The sequence below is a fragment of the Streptomyces sp. NPDC111802 genome (genome assembly GCF_055634335.1).
This window is the reverse complement of the sequence record NZ_JBVKCZ010000023.1, coordinates 25,170-41,863: the sequence shown is the minus strand read 5'-3', so window position 1 is coordinate 41,863 and position 16,694 is coordinate 25,170. Positions and strand designations below refer to the sequence as shown.

Here is a 16,694-nt window from a genome sequence, read left to right as displayed (position 1 = left end):
GGTGTCAACACATGTGAACGCGGCAGCCGTCCGGTTCAGGTCGAGTCGATGGGGCTTCCTGTCCGTATTCTCTGATCATGGCCGCACCCATCGCATATTCACTCATCGCCACTGACCTGGACGGGACGCTGCTCCGAGGTGACGACACGCTCTCCGATCGGACCCTCGCAGCGCTCGCGCGGGTGGCGGCGGCCGGTGCCCAGCACCTCGTCGTGACGGGACGGCCGGCGCCCAGAGTGCGGCCGCTGCTCGACGACCTGGGCAGCAGGGGGCTCGCGGTGTGCGGACAGGGCGCGCAGTTGTACGACGCCGGCGCGGATCGTCTGCTGTGGTCCGTCACGTTGGACCGGGAGCTGGCGGAGACCGCGCTCGGCAAGATCGAGGCCGAGGCGGGGCAGGTGTACGCGGCCGTCGACCAGGACGGCGTGGACGGGCTCACGCTCATCGAGCCCGGGTATCTGATGCCGCACCCCACCCTGCCCGCCGTACGCGTCCGCCGCCGTGACGACCTGTGGTGCGAGCCGATCAGCAAGGTGCTGTTGCGCCATCCCAGCCTGTCGGACGACGAGTTGGCGACGACGGCGCGTTCGGTGGTCGGCTCCCTCGCGACGGTCACCATGTCGGGGCCCGGCACCGTCGAACTCCAGCCATGCGGCATCACCAAGGCGACGGGTCTCGCGCTGGCCGCCGAGCATCTCGGGCTCGGTCCGCGCGAGACCATCGCCTTCGGGGACATGCCCAACGACATCCCCATGTTCGACTGGGCCGCCCGGGGCGTCGCGATGGCCAACGCGCATCCCGAACTCAAGGCCGTCGCCGACGAGATCACCCTCTCGAACGAGGACGACGGCATCGCCGTCGTCCTTGAGAGGCTGTTCGCGGGGAGTCTGGCGCATATCGCTCAATAAGGGAGGATATGCGCCAGCGGCCTGGCCCGGTTACTTCTCCTAGTAGGGCCCGTTCACGTTGTCGATCGAGCCGTAGCGCGCGGCCGCGTAGTTGCACGCGGCCACGATGTTCGCGACCGGGTCGAAGGGGTCGTACACCGTCCCCGGGACGTGGTAGCTCGCGAAGGTGGGGTCGATGACTTGGAGAAGGCCCTTGGACGGGGTGCCGGCGGCGGCGTTGGAGTCCCAGTTGTTCATGGCCAGCGGGTTGCCGGACGACTCGCGCAGGATGTTGCGGTGAATGCCCTCGTAAGAACCCGGAATTCCGTTTTGGGACATGATGTCCAGCGCGTTGCGGATCCAGCCGTCGAGGTTGTTCGGGTACGTCTTCACCGAGGACTGCGTGGCCTGGGCGACGGAGGACTTCTTGGCGGGCGCGGACGCCTTGTCGGCCGTCGTGCTCGGCGCGGCAGCCTTCTTCGTCGCCCGGACCTTCAGGTCGAGGCCCGGGTGGATCAGGCGGGGGTTGTCGCCGATGGCCTCGCGGTTGTCCTTGTAGAGCTGCTTCCAGCCGCCCTGGGCGTCGTAGCGGTCCGCGATGCCGTAGAGCGAGTCGCCCTTCTTCGTGGTGTAGGTGAGGGACCCGACCTTCGCCGCTGCGGGCTCCGCGGCGCTCGCGGTGGTCGCGCTCAGGAGGGGAAGGGCGAGGGCCGCGGTGCCGGTTCCGGCGACGACGACACGGCGGGTGAGCGGGTTGGTGCGGGGGCGGCGGTGCTTGCCTCGGGGCATGGCGCTGTTCCTCTCCGGCGCCTGCGAGGTGAGCTGTCGGGTTCGGGCGGGAGATGCCCGGCCGCGCCGCCGGGTGGCGGTGCGACTTCACCCCTAGCCGTTCCGACGCGCCATCGAGGCGTCCGGTCCGGCGACTTACCTGGGTCCCCCGCTCCTGCCGCGCGTGTGTGTGAGTTACGTCGGGGATGACTCGGGCGGCGGCAGGATTCGGCGTCCGCCCGACGAGCGGGAACGTATGCGAGAGCACATGCCCGGAACAAGTGCCGTGGTCACCTGACGTGCCGGTTGACCATGGTCTGGGGTGAATGGGGCGCTTGATCCTTTGCGGTTGCCAAGCCTCAACTTACCTTCGGTGCAAGGAGGGAAGGGGGTGGGTGCGCTCGGGTCTCCGGGTGGGTCCGCGTGACCCAATTCACTGGCAGCGCAAGAGCGGCAAATCGGGCAATGGCTCCAACTCGCCTTTAATCGGCTGTTCGTGGAGTCCGTTTTTCCCGTGTCTGATGGAAAAGCACCTCTTCGCCCTTCGTGCAGATGATCTCGTTGGGGGGCACGAAGTACGGGGAGGAGACCGTGAGGCGGATGCGGTGGCCGGGTGGGAAGGCGTATCCGATGCCGTTCAGCTCGAAGGTCACGTCACCTCCGACGTCAGCCGCAGCCGCACCTTCGGCTGCCCCAACGCCCAGGACTCGTCGCCCACTTCGAGCTCGGGGTACGCCGACCGCGCGTGCATGTCGACCGCCAGGAATGGAACCCCCCATGTAGTGCACGTCGTTGTCATAGCGGTCGTCCGTGGAGCAGACCGTGACGATCGCCTTGAGCGGTTCGGGCGCGAGGGCCGCGATCTGGAGGGAGTTGAAGCCCCGGGAGATGCCGAACATCCCGGCCTTGCCGTCGCATCAGGGTTGGGTCACCGGCCAGTTGACGACCTCGGCCCCGTTGGCCAGTTCCGTCGCCGGGTACTCGTCCGTGCGAGGAGTGCCGGTACGGGCTCGTCCGTCACCGGGCGCCACGCGCGCGTAGGGCTGTGTTCCGTCCGGGAGCGGGATGCGCAGGTCGTGATGAGTCGTCTGGTAGGGGAAGGACGTACGGATGTGCATGAGCGGGATCCCCGTCTGGTCGGTGGACCGGGTGCATCGTGCGGCGCAGCCGGCGCGCGGCGAGCGGGGCGAAGCTTGGTCGTGGCCGGCATGCCGGGGGTCTCCACGGACATGGGGTGGTCGTCGGAGGAGTAGGCGACCGGCGCGAAATCGGCGGCGTGCTTCCGTCCGGCCAGGTGACGGTGGCCGGCCATGGTGGCGACGCTGGGCTTCAGCAGCCCCGTGCGCGTGCTGATCAGGCCGAGGCCCACCCAGGTCGGTACCGCCATGGCGTAGTGGCCGTAGATGATCATGATGCCGCCCCATCGGTCTCCCTCGCCGACGGCCGGCTCGCCGACCGCGTCCTCGGTTCGGGCCGCGTGGTGCAGATGGGCGACGGTGCCGTAGGCGGCGGAGACGGAGGCGGTGGTTCCGGCCGACATGCCCATATCGCCGGGGGCGACCGTGTCGGCGAACTACAGGACGAGGATGGCCTGTATGCCGAGGAACAAGACGCGTTCCCAGGCCTTGAGCACGGAGGCGTTCCAGGGGTCGATGCAGGCTTCGGTTCGGGATACGAGCCGGTACTTCCCTATAAGTCGATCGATATCCGGCCTTATCACGTGATCAAAAACATACCGCTCGTGATCCGATACCGCCCGTGGTGGACGGGTGGGCGGCATCGGTGATCGAAACGTGACCGGATACGCTGACTTGAGTGATGGCAGCGACCTATCGACAAACCGTGTAACCGCCAGTAGACACCAGCAGACAGGAGACCCCTCGTGACCGTCGTCGGGCCGTTCGGGCTGAGCGTGCGGGACCAGGCTCTGGAAGCCGATGTCCAGGCCGGAATGGCGGCTGTCGAGGAGGGATTGCTCGAAGCCACCAAGAGTGAGGTCCCCTTCATCACCGAGGCCGCCCAGCATCTGGTGCGGGCCGGTGGAAAGCGGTTCCGGCCGCTGCTCGTGATGCTCACTGCCCAGTTCGGGGATCCGTACGCGCCGGGGATTGTCCCGTCGGCCGTCGTGGTCGAGCTCACCCATCTGGCGACGCTGTACCACGACGACGTGATGGACGAGGCGGCGGTACGGCGCGGTGTCGACAGCGCGAACGCCCGCTGGGGGAACTCGGTTGCCGTACTGACCGGGGACTTCTTGTTCGCCCGTGCCTCGCACATACTGGCCGACCTCGGGCCCGAGGCGGTGCGGGTGCAGGCCGAGGCGTTCGAGCGGCTGGTCACCGGGCAGATCCTGGAGACGGCAGGGCCGCAGGACGGGCGGGATCCGATCGAGCACTACCTGGATGTGCTGAGCGGGAAGACCGGGTCGCTGGTGGCCGTGTCGTGCCGGTTCGGGGCGATGATGTCGGGCGCCGACGAGACGGTGGTCGATGTGCTGACCCAGTACGGGGAGCGGCTCGGGGTCGCCTTCCAGCTGGCGGACGACGTGCTGGACATCGCGAGCGAGTCCCGTGAGTCCGGGAAGACGCCGGGGACGGATCTCCGGGAGGGGATTCCCACGCTGCCGGTGCTGCGGCTGCGGGAGCGGGCCGAGCGGTTGGGGCTGGCGGAGGATGCCGCGCTCTGCGAGCTGCTGGACTCCGATCTGAGCGACGACGCGAGGCTTGCGGAGGCGTTGGCTCAGCTTCGGGTGCATCCGGCGCTGGAGCAGGCTCGGCGGGACACGGTGCGGTATGCGGAGGATGCGCGGGCTGCGTTGGCGCCGTTGCCGGACGTTTATGCGAAGGCCGCGTTGATGGAGTTGTGCGACGCGGTGGTGCATCGGGCCGGGTAGTTCCTCGCCCGCCGCCCCACCTGTGCCGCGCCGCCCCACCCGCGCCGCGGCGCCCCGCCCCCACCCGTCCTGTCCCTGGGGGCTGCCGCCGCAGCCCCCGACAGCCCCCGCTTCGGCCCTCAAAGGGCCCGGGCCCTGTCCTCAAGCGCCGGACGGGCGAAACATCGCATGTGACCCACGTCACAACTCTGGACTGAGTCCAAACTAAGATCCCCTCCGTATGAATGCCCAGAAGCTGACGCAGGGGGCGTCAGCTGCACTACGGGGAGAAAACAGAATCATGGGCATGAAGACGACGTTCGCGAAGCGCCGTAAGAGCCTGATCGTCACCGCTGTCGCGGTGGCCGCCGCCGGTGGTGTCGCCGCCGCGGTGATTCCCGCCTTCGCCGCCGGAGGCCACCGCGCTGACCACGCGGGCCACGCCGGGGGCGACGCGCAGGGGATCGTGAGCCAGAGTGGAGCTCTCGGTGGCGGCAGCGGGGGCACCATCCTCGCCGCCAGTCTTCGCGGGGCGAACGAGGTTCCGGTCGCGGGTGGGCCAGCCGTCGGGGACAAGGACGGTGCCGCCCTGCAGTTCGTGAAGGTCAAGGGCGACAAGGTGTCCGTCGCCATCACCTGGCGCGGTACCGGCAAGCCGACCGCCCTCCACCTCCACCAGGGCGCCAAAGGCACCAACGGTGGCATCAAGGTCGACTTCGGCGGCCTTCTCGGCAATGACAAGAGCAAGAGCAATGGCAACAGCAGTGGCAAGAGCAACAGCAGTGGCAAGAGCAAGAGCAAGGGCCACAGCGTCACGGGGACCGTCAAGGTGAAGGACCCCGCCCTGCTCAACGCCCTCAAGACCGACCCGAGTTCCTTCTACGCCAACCTCCACACCGCCGAGTTCCCGGGCGGCGCCGTGCGGGGGCAGCTCCACAAGGTCACCGTCGCCGAGTTCGACTTCCGCGACGCGCTCGACAACTTCCAGGCGTCCGTCATCAAGGGCAAGCAGATCTACGAGTGCAAGCCGGCCGAGGGCGGCGGGTACGCCTTCGCCCAGCGGGATGTCAGCGCCGTACTGGGCGGTCGTATCGCGCACTCCTTCGTGGCACCCAACTCCGGTACACCGCAGTGGATCGCGCGGGACGGCAGCGCGGTGACGGGGTCCGTCATCTCCAGGACCCCGAACGGCGACAAGAACATCCCCGAGCTCGACCTGAAGGCCACTCAGTCCGGCAGGCACCACGGCCTGCTGGCCGACACGGCCGAGATCCTGCGGCTGAACACCGTCGGCGGCGTGGCCCCGGCCGGCTCGTGCACACCTGGCGCGATCGTCGGCGTGCCCTACCAGGCGGACTACGTGTTCATCGACGGCTGATCCGCCTAATCCGCCTACTGCCGCGTCTGATCCGCTTCCCCGGCGGCGGGTTATTGCGCGGCGCACGGCGGCGTCTCCCCCGGCCCGACCCCTACGGGTCGGGGGAGGCGCCGCCTTCGCGTGTCATACCGCAGGTGTACGCGGAGTTGGCTCCGCAGGCTGACGAATCTCTCTGGCCGATTTGGTCAGATGGAGACAACGGAAAGCACCACTCCTCACCGATTCGGGTGAGAATGGCGGCTCAGGGGTGGGCGAGTGCGGGGTCGTAAGACTCGCGGGCGAGGCACGAGACGGGCAGCCGCCGCCGACGACGGAGGTAAGGCACACATGGCACCGTACGAATCCGACGACAGCACGACCGCCGGGGAGGTCGACGACCTGCGCGCGGGGCGCCGCAAGGCCACGCGGTATGTCGTCCCGGTCGCGGTCGTGGGAATCGCGGCGGCGACCATCGGGCTCGTCCCGGCGATCGCCGACTCCGGCGACCCGGACCTGCCGGAGATCACCGCGCAGCAACTCATCGAGAAGATCGCGAAGTCGGACGTGGAGCAGCTGTCCGGCACCTTCAAGATCAGCACCGATCTGGGCCTGCCCGACCTCGGTGGACTGGAGTCGAGCTTCGCCTCCGGCGCCATGGCGTCGGGGTCGGGTGACGGCTCGTCCGCCGACCCCTCGGCCAAGCTCACCGAGCTGGCGTCCGGCACACACACCCTGCGTCTCGCCGTCGACGGCGAGAACAGGCAGAAGCTCTCCCTGCTGGAGAACGCCTCCGAGTACAGCCTCATCCACAACGGCAAGGACATCTGGGGCTACGACAGCAAGTCGAACGAGGTCTACCACGGCACCGCCGAGGAGGCGCAGGAGGAGAAGGGGAAGGCCGAAGAGACCCCCGCCACTCCCAAGGAGTTCACCGAGGAAGCCCTGAAGGCGGTCGACGACACCACGTCCGTCACCGTCGACGGCACCGCGCAGGTCGCGGGCCGGGACGCCTACCGGCTGCTCATCAAGCCGAAGCAGTCCGGCACCACGGTCGGCGCGATCACCGTGGCCGTGGACGCCAAGACCGGTATGCCGCTGAAGTTCACGCTGACCCCGTCGAGCGGCGGCGCGGCGGTGATCGACGCGGGCTTCACCCAGGTCAGCTTCGCCAAGCCGGACGCCTCCACCTTCGACTTCACCCCGCCCAAGGGCGCGAAGGTCACCGAGGAGGGGGCGCCGGAGGGCGCGGCCGAGGAGCACGGCTCGGCGAAGTCCGAGGACGAGTTCCGCAAGGAGTTCGAGAAGGAGTTCGGCGGCCCGAAGTCCGAGGACGGGCTGGGCAAGGCGGCCGAGGGCGGTCCCGAGGTCATCGGCGAGGGCTGGAACTCCGTGGCCGTCTTCGACACCGGCGGCGAGGGCATCCCCTCCGGCGCCGAGGTCGGCGGCGAAATGGGTGGTTTCCTCGACTCCCTGGGCGGCAAGGTCACCGGTAAGTTCGGCTCGGGCACGGTCTTCAAGACCCGCCTGATCAACGCCCTGATGACGGACGACGGCAAGGTCTACGTCGGCGCGGTCGACAAGGACACGCTCGTGAAGGCGGCCGACTCGGGGAAGTGACCCCTGATCGACTCGGGGAAGTGGCCCGCCATCGACCGCTGACCCGACCCCGTAGCACGCACGGACCGAGGAGCCTGAGGAGCCTGTGGAGGAACTGACCGCCGCGGAGGTCGACGAGGTCGATCAGGCCGGTGAGCCCGGCCCGGTCGACGACATCGACGACATCGATGACATCGACGACATCGACCACGTCGACACGGTGATCGCCACCCGCGCGCTCACCAAGCGCTACCGCGGCGGACAGCTTGCCGTGGACGGTCTCGACCTGACCGTCCCGGCGGGCAGCGTCTTCGGCTTCCTCGGTCCGAACGGCTCGGGCAAGACCACCACGATCCGCATGCTGATGGGCCTGATCGAGCCCACCTCCGGTACGGCGCGCGTGCTCGGCCGCCCCATGCCCCGGGCCGCACGCGCCGTACTGCCACACGTCGGCGCGCTCATTGAGGGGCCCGCCCTGTACGGCTTTCTCTCCGGCCGCGACAACCTCCTGCGGTACGACGCCGCCGACCCGACCGCCGATCCACGCACCCGGCGCACCCGCGTCGCGGCCGCGCTGGACCGGGTGGGCCTGACGGCCGCCGGCGGCAAGAAGGCCAAGGCGTACTCGCTCGGCATGAAGCAGCGGCTCGGGCTCGCGGCCGCGCTGCTCCAGCCGCGCAGGCTCCTCGTCCTGGACGAGCCGACCAACGGGCTCGATCCGCAGGGCATGCGCGAAATACGGTCGCTGATCAGGGAGTTGGCGTCCGACGGCACGACCGTCTTCCTCTCCTCCCACCTCCTCGACGAGATCGAGCAGGTCTGCACCCACGCGGCCGTGATGGCCCAGGGCCGGCTGATCACCCAGGGCGCGGTGGCGGAGCTGGCGACCGGGGTGCGCGGGCGGCTCGTCGTGACCACCCCCGACACCGGCGACGCGGCCCGGGTGCTGAAGGAGCAGGGCGCCGGTGACGTCGTCATCACGGACGACCGGGTGACCGCGGACCCTCCGGACCGCGATCTCGCCGACGTCAACGCGGCGTTGGTGAAGGCCGGTGTCCGGGTCCGGGGCTTCGGTGTCGAGCGGGCCTCCCTGGAGGACGCGTTCGTGGCGCTCACGGGGGAGGGGTTCGATGTCGCGGGCTGAAGCGAACTCGCGGGCTGAAGCGATCTCGGGGGCTGAAGTGATCTCGGGGGAGGGCGCGGTCCCGGAGGCCGAAGCGATCCCGGGGACCGATGCGACCCCGGAGACCGAAGCGCCCCCGGAGACCGAAGCGCCCCGCAAGCCCAGCCCGCTGTGGACCTTCGGACTCCTCCGCAGCGAGCTGCTCACCACCTTCCGGCGCTGGCGCACCCTCGCGCTGCTCGCCGTCCTGGCCGCAGTGCCGATCCTGGTCGGGATCGCCGTGAAGATCGAGACCGGCGGCGGTTCATCGGCCGGAGGCGGTGGTCCGGAGGGCGGTGGCGGTCCGGCGTTCATCTCCCAGATCACCAACAACGGCCTGTTCCTGGTTTTCACCGCGCTGGCCGCGACGCTGCCGTTCTTCCTGCCGATGGCGATCGGCGTCATCGCGGGCGACGCGATAGCCGGCGAGGCGAACGCGGGCACCCTCCGCTACCTCCTGGTAGCCCCCGCCGGACGCACCCGCCTGCTCCTGACCAAGTACGCGACCACGATGGCCTTCTGCGTGGTGGCCACCCTCGTGGTCGCGGTCTCGGCACTCACCGTCGGGGCGCTGCTCTTCCCGCTCGGCGACCTCACGACCATCTCCGGCACCCGGATCAGCTTCGCCGAGGGGCTGGTCAGAGCCCTGCTGATCGCCCTCGTCGTCGCCGCGTCACTCATCGGCGTGGCCGCGCTCGGCCTGTTCGTCTCGACGCTGACCAACAGCGGCATCGCGGCGATGGCGACGACCGTCGGCCTGCTGATCACCGTCCAGATCCTCGACCAGATCCCCCAGCTCCACGCGATCCAGCCGTACTTCTTCTCGCACTACTGGCTGTCCTTCGCCGACCTCATGCGCGAACCCGTCTACTGGGACGACCTGGTCAAGAACCTCGGCATCCAGGCCCTCTACGCGGCGGTGTTCGGCTCGGCGGCGTGGGCGCGGTTCACGACGAAGGACATCACGGCCTAGGGTCCGCGGGCTTACGGCGTCTCGTACGGGAAGCGCGCGAGCGGCGCCTCCCGGGCGAGGAATGTCTTCGCCCGGGTCAGGGCCTCCGCGTCGTTGAGCACGTCACCGGGCTTGCTGCCGTTGCCGAGCAGCACCCCGCCGAAGCGCATCCCCATGTACGCGGCGGAGTTGCTGAGCGTCCCGACCAGCGGATCGGCGACCTCCTGCTCCGCGTGCGCGAGCGCGGTGACGCCCCACAGGGTGCGCCCGGCCATGGTCGCCTTGAAGTCGATGCCGGGTGTGCGCAGCCAGCCCGACCAGTAGTCGAGGTAGCGCTTGACGTGGGCGGACACCGAGTACCAGTACAGCGGCGAGGCGATCACGATGTCCGTCGCCGCGAGCGTCGCGTCGAGCAACAGTGCCACATCGCCCTCCGTGGGGCGCACATGGTCGCTGTCGTGCCGCAGGTCCTCGAAGTCGGGCAGCGGATGCTCGGCCAGATCGATCCACTGCTGTTCGACATCCTCGGGCAACTGCTCGGCGGCCCTGCGGGCGAGCAGCTCGGTGTTGCCGTCGGAGCGGCTGCTGCCGAGGACGAACAGGAAGCGGCGGGTCATGGGTCCCCCAAACGGTCGGCCGTCACAGGCCGTCACAGCGGGCCGGAAGGTCGGCGTACGACAACTAATAGCATGTGCATTATATGCGCACGCATGCAGAAGCCCAGGGTCCGGGTCCGGGTCCGGGTCCGGGTCCGGGTCGTCCGGGTCCGAGGTGTGCCTCGGCCGCTTTGGCCACTGCGAGCAACAGCGACTCCCCGCCGTGCGCCGCCACCAACTGGAGCCCGACCGGGCAACCGTCCGGCCCGAAGCCCGCCGGGATGCTGATCGCCGGATGCCCGCTCAGGTTGAACGCCCAGGTGAGCGCCGTGGAATAGCGCTCGCCCGGGCCGTCGTGGCCGTGCGGTGGGGTCGGTGCGGTCGGCGTCAGCAGCAGCTGGGCGTCGGCGAAGAGGGCGGCCAGGCGGCTGTCGTTCACGGCGCGGATGCGGTGCGCCTCGCGGGTGAGGGCGGGCCCGGCATCCGGGTTCCGCAGGGCGAGCCAGGCCGGGGCCGGGTCTTCGAGGCGGAGCGGAGTGTGTGGGAGTGGGTGCGCCGGGCGTATCGCGCCGGCCTCGGCGAGTCGTACGGCGGCGGCGTGGGCGACGGCGACGACGTCCGGGTCGGGCGAGTCGAAGCCGAGGTCGGGGGACCATACGGCGGTCGGGGCGTGGTTCGGGACGGCCGGCCTGGCGGAGTCGGACACGGACACGGACTCGCCGGGCTCGGGTGTCCCGTCCCTCGACACCACCCTCCAGTAGGCCGCCGCGTCCTCCACGCACCGCGCCAGCACCCCCGGCGCCATGAGCCCGGTGCGGTCGGCCGTCGGCAACCGTCCGTTGCCGACCTTCAGCCCGACGACCCCGCACCACGCCGCCGGAATCCGCACCGACCCGGCCCCGTCGTTCCCGGTCGCGAGCGGAACCAGCCCCGCGGCGACGGCCGCCGCGGAACCGGCCGAGGAGCCGCCCGGCGTACGGTCGTGCCGCCAGGGGTTGACCGTACGGCCGTGTCGGCCAAGTCCCCAGGTCTGCCAGGCGGTTCCCGGTCCCGGTACGGACGTCGCGCCCACGGCCACGCACCCCGCCGCGAGCAGCGGGCCCGCCGCGGTCAGCCCTCGGCGTCCCTTGACGCCGATCGGTACGCCGGCCAGCGGCAGATGTTCACCCGCCTCGACCCGTGCGTCGATATCGGCGGCCCGTCGAAGAGCCTCCTCTCCCCATACCTCGATGAAGGCACAGAGGAGTGGGTCGGCTCGCTCGATGAGGTCGAGGGTTCGCGTGACGACTTCGGCCGCGCGGAAGGTCCGGGAGCGTACGGCTGCGGCGATTTCCCCGGCGGAGAGGGCGGAGAGGGTGGAGAGCGTGGGGGGCCTCAGCGCGCACGACCGGTCAGTCGTGCCAGTGTCTCGGCCTCCCTGGGCGGCCGGCCGGCCAGATCGCCGAGTCGCCAAGCCGGTACCCATGGCACCCGGTACACGTCGATTACCGACTCGATGACCTTGACCCGCTCGGCGAGTGGGCGCGGAAGCCGGCCCGGCGCGTCCGCGACCAGGACCACGGCGTCGAGGTCGAGCCCGTGCGGTGCCTCACCGCGCCGGAAGACCTCCAGGGCGTTCAGGGCGGCGGCCAGTCCGGCCGCGTGCGTACGGCCCACGAGCAGCACCGACGGCGGAGCGGCCGGCCCCGGCCAGTCCCGGCCGCAGTCGTGGCCGCCGTAGACCGCGGCGAGTGTGGAGACACCGGCCCCGCCGTGCACGCCGACCCAGGAGAACCGCCGGGGCCCGCCGGCGGAGGGGGAGCGCGGCGGATCCTCCGGCAGGGCCACCGGCCCCCGGACCCAGATCTCCGGCCCCGGCTGCGGCCGCCCCTGCTGTACGTGCACGTCAGTCCGCATGCCCGCACTCCTCCCTCGTCACGCCATCGATCTTCGCGCCAGGCATGAGAACGCTGTGACGTGGCACAAGCTCCTGGAACGAGTCTGTGACGCCCCGGTGACGTCCGCACCGCGCGCGGCCGGAGAGACTCGAGAGTACGTGTACGACGTGTCCGGCCTGAGCGACGGACCTGGACGCCGGGGAAGCGGAACCCACGGGCGAGAGGGAGCACCATGGAACCCGAACGCGCCGTCCGCGAACTCCCCGGCGCATGCGAGTGAGGGAAGCGATGCCTCGACTGAGCCGCGCGAAGAAGCGGGACCAGAAACACGCCGCCGAGTCGGCCTCCGTGGCCGCGCCGATCGATGTGCACGTCCCTGCGGCCGGTCCGGGCGCGGGCGGCGCGTCGATCGGCGGTGTACCCGTCAGCGCGGCTCCTGGCGAGGAGATCCAGCACGTCGTCCTGACCCACCTCCAGCGCATCGCCCTCGCGGCCGGCCACCCCGTGCACGCCACCGTCCACGACGAGCGCATCGGCTACGTCGTCCCGCTGCTGGTGGAGCAGGACGGGTCCAGCCGCTACACCGCCGAGCCGGTGCGGACGGCCCCGCCCGCGCCCCCGGCACCGCTCGCGCTCCCCGCGCCGCCCGCCGCTGCTACGAGCGCCCCCGCGCCGGGTGCGGCGCCGCATCGGGACACCCCCACCCATGTCCTACGACCGCTGCCGGGCCCGGCGCAGGAAGCCCCGCCCACCTTCCGGCTGCGCTCGCTGCCCGACCCGGTGCGGGAGGCCGCGCCCGGCACGGTGGCGCCGCCGCTGGGGGAGTTCGGCCCACCGCCGCGCATGGACGCGGGGCCGGAGCCGACGGACGTAGCGCGGACAGCCGTACCGCAGACGGCCGTACCGCAAGGCGATCTGCTGCAGGACGCCGTACCGCGGACCGCCGCTCGGCAGGACGCCGTATCGCAGGCCGATCTGCCGCAAGGCGATCTGCCGCAGGACGCCGCACCGCAGCCCGACCGACCGGCTCCCGCCGCGCCCGAGGCCGATCAGCTGCCGGACTCCGCGAGTGAGCCCATCCCGCTGTCCGACCCGGCCCCCCTCCCCGTCTCGCCGCCGGCCTCCCGGGGACCCATCCTCGTGTCCGGCCCGGCCCCGGCCGCGGATCCGGAGCTCGATCTCGACCCCAAGCCCACCCCGCCGCGAGGCTTCGACGCGGTGGCCGAAGCCATGTTCGGCGATGCGCCGACCGCCGCCTCCACCACCGCCGACGCCTCCCCCTTCGCCGAACCGAGCGCGCGGATCAACGACGCCGTGAAGGCGGGGCGCACGGCTGAGGCGGCGGAACTCGCGGAGCGGACCGTGGCGGAGGCGTCGGCGGTGCTGGGGCCGGAGCACCCCGAGGTGCTGCGGATCCGTGAACTCACCGCGTACATTGCCTACTTGGCGGGAGACCCGGAGCGCGCCTTCGCCCTCGCCCTCGACGTGGCGCGCCGGCACCACCGCGCCCGGGACGCGGAGGCGGCGTACGGCAGCCTCCACGGCGCGGCCACGGCCTGGCGCGCCGTGCGGGACCCCGCGCTGGGTCTGCACCTCGGCCGTGACCTGCTCGATCTGTGGGCCGAGCTCACGGCGGAGGGCGGTCCGGCCGCCGACGACGTCGAGGAACTGGAGTCGGCCCGTGCGCGCATGGACCGACTCACCGCCCGAGCCGCCAAGTCGGCCGAACCGCCCGGGAACTGACTCAGGCTGAGTCCTCCTGAGTCAGGCCTGAAACAGGAGGACTCAGGCGGACTCAGGATTCGAGTCAGCTGCTCACTCCGACAGCTCCCACACCGCGTACGCCACGGCGTCGCTGTTGCGGTCGAGGGCGGTGTCGTTGATGTTGGACGTGGTGTCGCAGGACGAGTGGTAGCAGCGGTCGAAGGACTGCCCGGAGGTGCCGCCCCACTTGGCCACCTGCGCCGCCGTCTTCGTCCGGCTCGCCCCCGTGAACAGCCCGCCCACCGGCACGCCCGCGCTCTTGAACGGCGCGTGGTCGGAGCGGCCGTCGCCCTCGGTCTCGATCTCGGTCGCGATGCCGAGGCCGGCGTAGTAGTCCTTGAAGGTCTTCTCGATCGCGGGGTCGTCGTCGTAGACGAAGTAGCCCGGGTTGGGCGAGCCGATCATGTCGAAGTTCAGATAGCCGCCGATCTTCGCTCGGTTGGCGGAGGAGAGGTTGTTGACGTAGTAGCGGGAGCCGACGAGGCCCAGTTCCTCCGCGCCCCACCAGGCGAAGCGCAGATGCTTGGTGGGCTGGTAGCCGGCCCGCGACACGGCCAGCGCGGTCTCCAGGACCGCCGCCGAGCCGGAGCCGTTGTCGTTGATGCCGGGGCCGGAGGAGACACTGTCGAGGTGGGAGCCGGCCATGACGACCTGGTTGGTGTCGCCGCCGGGCCAGTCGGCGATCAGGTTGTAGCCGGTGCGGCCCGAGGACGTGAACTGCTGGATGCTCGTGGTGTATCCGGCCGCGTCCAGCTTTGCCTTTACATAGTCGAGGGAGGCCTTGTAGCCGGGGCGGCCGTGGGCGCGGTTGCCGCCGTTGGCGGTGGCTATGGACTGCAGCTGGGTGAGGTGGGCCTTGACGTTGGCCACGGGGATGTCGGGGGCGGCGGCCAGGGCCTCGGCTCTGGGCGTCGCGCCGGCTATGGACCCGCTGGTCAGAAGCGTGGCGGTCGCGACTGCGGCGGCCGCCGACGCACGCCAGGAGACGGGGAGCTTCATGTGGGGGGCTCCGAATTCCTAGGGAATCACGCGGATTCCTCAGTGAATGGGGTGCCTTGGATGGTCAGGGTGAGCCTGACTCTCCGTCAAGAGCGCTATTCGGACGGGGAGTTCGGATAGGGAAAACCCTATGGGTGCCGCGGACGCTACGTGCCTGCCTGACCCCGCCTAGTGCACGCAGAACTCGTTCCCCTCCGGATCCGCCATCACCACCCACTGCCCCGACGGCTCGTTCACCTGCCGCAGCGCACTCGCCCCCAGCCCCTCCAGCCGTTCGACCTCGCCCTCGCGTTCCCCGGCCGCCGGGTGCAGATCGAGGTGGAGCCGGTTCTTGACGGTCTTCTCCTCCGGCACCCGCTGGAACAGCAGCCGCCGACCCAGCCCGGTGCCGCTGTCCTTGTCGTACGGGTCGTCCGGATGCCGTACTGCCACGAGGTCCCGGAAGGCGAGCCGGGCGTGGAACTCGACGACGGCCTCCCGCGGCAGCGCGCCGAGTTCCAGCAGCCGCTCGATGAGGGCGTTGTTGTCCTCGACCTCGTAGTGCAGCGCGGCGGCCCAGAAGTCCGCCTGCGACTGGGGGTTGGCGCAGTCGATGACGAGCTTCCAGTGGAGGGGGGCGGGGGTGGTTGCGGATTCCTGTGTCATGCGACCACTCATAGGGGGTGGGGTGAGCGGGCCGCAATCGAAAAACGCCGATTCGGGCAACTCGGCCCGTCCGGCGTTTGAGGACGAGGTGCGTTCAGGGCCGAAGCGGGGTCTGGGGGCTTGGTCTGGGAGCTGGGTCTGAGGGCTGAGTCCGGGGCTGGGTCCGGGGCTTGGTCCGGGGGCTGGGTCTGGGGGCTGCCGCCCCCAGATCAGGCGTCCACTGCGGCGGACGCCGGCTTCTCGACCACCCGCGGCACGCTGATCTCGGCGGCCCTCAAGCGCCGCGCCGCACGCCACGCGTCCGCCGTCAGCAGCGTCAACGCCAGCCACACCAGCGCGAACCCGGCCCACCGCTCGGCCGGCATAGCCTCGTGGAAGTACAGGACGCCCAGCAGGAACTGGAAGACCGGCGCCAGGTACTGCAGCAGCCCCAGTGTCGACAACGGCACCCGTATCGCGGCCGCGCCGAAGCACACCAGCGGCAGTGCGGTGACGACTCCGGTGGCCGCCAGCAGCGCCACATGGCCGGGCCCCTCCGAGGTGAACGTCGACTTCCCTTGGGCCGACAGCCAGGCCAGATACGCCACGGCGGGCAGGAACTGGATCGCGGTCTCGGCGGCCAGCGACTCGATGCCGCCCAGATTGACCTTCTTCTTCACCAGCCCGTACGTGGCGAAGGAGAACGCGAGGACGAGAGAGATCCACGGGGGCTGGCCGTAGCCCACGGTCAGCACGATCACGGCCGCGAAGCCGACCCCGACCGCCGCCCACTGCACGGGCCGCAGCCGCTCCTTGAGGAGGAGCACGCCCATCGCGATCGTGACGAGCGGGTTGATGAAGTACCCGAGCGAGGCCTCCACCACATGGCCCGAGTTCACGGACCAGATGTAGACGCCCCAGTTGACGGTGATCACCCCGGCGGCCACGGCGATCAACGCCAGCCGCCGGGGCTGCCGTATCAGCTCACCCGCCCAGGCCCAGCGGCGTATGACGAGCAGCGCGACCACCACGAAGACGAGGGACCAGGCCATTCGGTGGGCGAGGATCTCGATCGCGCCGGCGGGCTTCAGCAGGGGCCAGAAGAGGGGGACGAGCCCCCACATGCCGTACGCCGCGAAGCCGTTCAGCAGCCCCATCCGCCGCTCACCCCTGGACGTCCCGGTCACGGCCCCTCCTTCACGCCCTCACATGGCCGCGTCCCTACGTCGGCCCGCACGAA

14 protein-coding genes, 3 pseudogenes and 1 riboswitch are annotated in these 16,694 nt (G+C 70.5%); of the genes and pseudogenes, 7 read left to right on the top strand and 10 right to left on the bottom strand.

Features of this window, described 5'->3' with window-relative positions; genetic code table 11:
- The first annotated feature begins 77 nt into the window (after positions 1-77).
- A complete protein-coding gene (locus ACZ7NC_RS24795) occupies positions 78-908 on the top strand; it encodes an HAD family hydrolase (RefSeq protein WP_471491309.1) in 831 nt (276 codons plus the stop codon).
- A gap of 39 nt (positions 909-947) precedes the next feature.
- On the opposite strand, the gene ACZ7NC_RS24790 is transcribed toward ACZ7NC_RS24795, so the two are convergent.
- The 4 genes and pseudogenes from ACZ7NC_RS24790 to ACZ7NC_RS24775 form a co-directional block, all read right to left on the bottom strand.
- Entirely contained in the window at positions 948-1,676 is a 729-nt protein-coding gene (locus tag ACZ7NC_RS24790) for a transglycosylase SLT domain-containing protein (protein WP_471491307.1), read from the bottom strand.
- A 5-nt stretch (positions 1,677-1,681) separates the two neighbouring features.
- Positions 1,682-1,856: riboswitch (cyclic di-AMP (ydaO/yuaA leader) on the bottom strand.
- A 281-nt stretch (positions 1,857-2,137) separates the two neighbouring features.
- Positions 2,138-2,299, bottom strand: a pseudogene (locus ACZ7NC_RS24785) (hypothetical protein); the annotation flags it as partial.
- A gap of 89 nt (positions 2,300-2,388) precedes the next feature.
- Positions 2,389-2,773, bottom strand: a pseudogene (locus tag ACZ7NC_RS24780) (CocE/NonD family hydrolase); the annotation flags it as partial.
- Between the two features lie 185 nt (positions 2,774-2,958).
- Positions 2,959-3,291 (bottom strand): annotated as a pseudogene (locus tag ACZ7NC_RS24775) (peptide MFS transporter); the annotation flags it as partial.
- Between the two features lie 246 nt (positions 3,292-3,537).
- On the opposite strand from ACZ7NC_RS24775, the gene ACZ7NC_RS24770 reads away from it, so the two are divergent.
- The 5 genes from ACZ7NC_RS24770 (at position 3,538) to ACZ7NC_RS24750 (ending at position 9,615) form a co-directional block, all read left to right on the top strand.
- A complete protein-coding gene (locus ACZ7NC_RS24770; protein WP_471491306.1) occupies positions 3,538-4,548 on the top strand; it encodes a polyprenyl synthetase family protein in 1,011 nt (336 codons plus the stop codon).
- A gap of 280 nt (positions 4,549-4,828) precedes the next feature.
- On the top strand, positions 4,829-5,905 hold the full coding sequence (locus ACZ7NC_RS24765; RefSeq protein ID WP_471491305.1) for a CHRD domain-containing protein: 1,077 nt from the start codon (positions 4,829-4,831) through the stop codon (positions 5,903-5,905).
- 327 nt (positions 5,906-6,232) lie between these two features.
- Positions 6,233-7,501, top strand: a complete 1,269-nt coding sequence (locus ACZ7NC_RS24760; protein WP_471491303.1) for a LolA family protein — start codon at positions 6,233-6,235, stop codon at positions 7,499-7,501.
- A 154-nt stretch (positions 7,502-7,655) separates the two neighbouring features.
- Positions 7,656-8,624, top strand: a complete 969-nt coding sequence (locus tag ACZ7NC_RS24755) for an ABC transporter ATP-binding protein (protein ID WP_471491489.1) — start codon at positions 7,656-7,658, stop codon at positions 8,622-8,624.
- Positions 8,611-9,615, top strand: coding sequence for an ABC transporter permease (locus tag ACZ7NC_RS24750; protein ID WP_471491301.1), 1,005 nt, complete (start codon positions 8,611-8,613; stop codon positions 9,613-9,615). The genes ACZ7NC_RS24755 and ACZ7NC_RS24750 overlap by 14 nt, the downstream gene beginning before the upstream one ends.
- Positions 9,616-9,626: 11 nt before the next feature.
- Here ACZ7NC_RS24750 and ACZ7NC_RS24745 read toward each other — a convergent pair whose 3' ends face one another.
- The 3 genes from ACZ7NC_RS24745 to ACZ7NC_RS24735 form a co-directional block, all read right to left on the bottom strand.
- Positions 9,627-10,211 (bottom strand): flavodoxin family protein, encoded by a 585-nt coding sequence (locus ACZ7NC_RS24745; protein ID WP_471491300.1) that lies wholly within the window; start codon positions 10,209-10,211, stop codon positions 9,627-9,629.
- A gap of 79 nt (positions 10,212-10,290) precedes the next feature.
- Entirely contained in the window at positions 10,291-11,655 is a 1,365-nt protein-coding gene (locus tag ACZ7NC_RS24740; protein ID WP_471491298.1) for an amidase, read from the bottom strand.
- Complete coding sequence (locus ACZ7NC_RS24735; protein WP_471491297.1) at positions 11,565-12,086, bottom strand: DUF6668 family protein; 522 nt, start codon at positions 12,084-12,086, stop codon at positions 11,565-11,567. Before ACZ7NC_RS24735 ends, ACZ7NC_RS24740 begins: the two co-directional genes overlap by 91 nt.
- A 269-nt stretch (positions 12,087-12,355) precedes the next feature.
- On the opposite strand from ACZ7NC_RS24735, the gene ACZ7NC_RS24730 reads away from it, so the two are divergent.
- Positions 12,356-13,810, top strand: a complete 1,455-nt coding sequence (locus ACZ7NC_RS24730; protein WP_471491296.1) for a tetratricopeptide repeat protein — start codon at positions 12,356-12,358, stop codon at positions 13,808-13,810.
- Between the two features lie 72 nt (positions 13,811-13,882).
- Here ACZ7NC_RS24730 and ACZ7NC_RS24725 read toward each other — a convergent pair whose 3' ends face one another.
- From ACZ7NC_RS24725 to rarD, 3 genes are all read right to left on the bottom strand, one after another.
- The gene (locus tag ACZ7NC_RS24725) at positions 13,883-14,830 is read right to left on the bottom strand and encodes a M28 family metallopeptidase (protein ID WP_471491294.1); all 948 of its coding nucleotides are present in this window, start codon (positions 14,828-14,830) and stop codon (positions 13,883-13,885) included.
- Positions 14,831-14,998: 168 nt separating this feature from the next.
- Positions 14,999-15,475, bottom strand: coding sequence for a VOC family protein (locus tag ACZ7NC_RS24720; RefSeq protein WP_471491293.1), 477 nt, complete (start codon positions 15,473-15,475; stop codon positions 14,999-15,001).
- A 209-nt stretch (positions 15,476-15,684) separates the two neighbouring features.
- Positions 15,685-16,641 carry an EamA family transporter RarD gene (gene rarD / locus ACZ7NC_RS24715; RefSeq protein ID WP_471491291.1) on the bottom strand — a complete coding sequence of 319 codons (957 nt, stop codon included), beginning with the start codon at positions 16,639-16,641 and terminating at the stop codon, positions 15,685-15,687.
- Positions 16,642-16,694: the final 53 nt, after the last annotated feature.

Coding starts and splice junctions, on each gene's coding strand:
- ACZ7NC_RS24720 (WP_471491293.1), bottom strand. CDS start 15,475: ATGACACAGGAATCCGCAACCACCCCCGCCCCCCTCCACTGGAAGCTC.
- ACZ7NC_RS24735 (WP_471491297.1), bottom strand. CDS start 12,086: ATGCGGACTGACGTGCACGTACAGCAGGGGCGGCCGCAGCCGGGGCCG.
- ACZ7NC_RS24790 (WP_471491307.1), bottom strand. CDS start 1,676: ATGCCCCGAGGCAAGCACCGCCGCCCCCGCACCAACCCGCTCACCCGC.
- ACZ7NC_RS24760 (WP_471491303.1), top strand. CDS start 6,233: ATGGCACCGTACGAATCCGACGACAGCACGACCGCCGGGGAGGTCGAC.
- ACZ7NC_RS24725 (WP_471491294.1), bottom strand. CDS start 14,830: ATGAAGCTCCCCGTCTCCTGGCGTGCGTCGGCGGCCGCCGCAGTCGCG.
- ACZ7NC_RS24750 (WP_471491301.1), top strand. CDS start 8,611: ATGTCGCGGGCTGAAGCGAACTCGCGGGCTGAAGCGATCTCGGGGGCT.
- ACZ7NC_RS24795 (WP_471491309.1), top strand. CDS start 78: ATGGCCGCACCCATCGCATATTCACTCATCGCCACTGACCTGGACGGG.
- ACZ7NC_RS24740 (WP_471491298.1), bottom strand. CDS start 11,655: ATGGGTACCGGCTTGGCGACTCGGCGATCTGGCCGGCCGGCCGCCCAG.
- ACZ7NC_RS24730 (WP_471491296.1), top strand. CDS start 12,356: ATGCCTCGACTGAGCCGCGCGAAGAAGCGGGACCAGAAACACGCCGCC.
- ACZ7NC_RS24765 (WP_471491305.1), top strand. CDS start 4,829: ATGGGCATGAAGACGACGTTCGCGAAGCGCCGTAAGAGCCTGATCGTC.
- ACZ7NC_RS24745 (WP_471491300.1), bottom strand. CDS start 10,211: ATGACCCGCCGCTTCCTGTTCGTCCTCGGCAGCAGCCGCTCCGACGGC.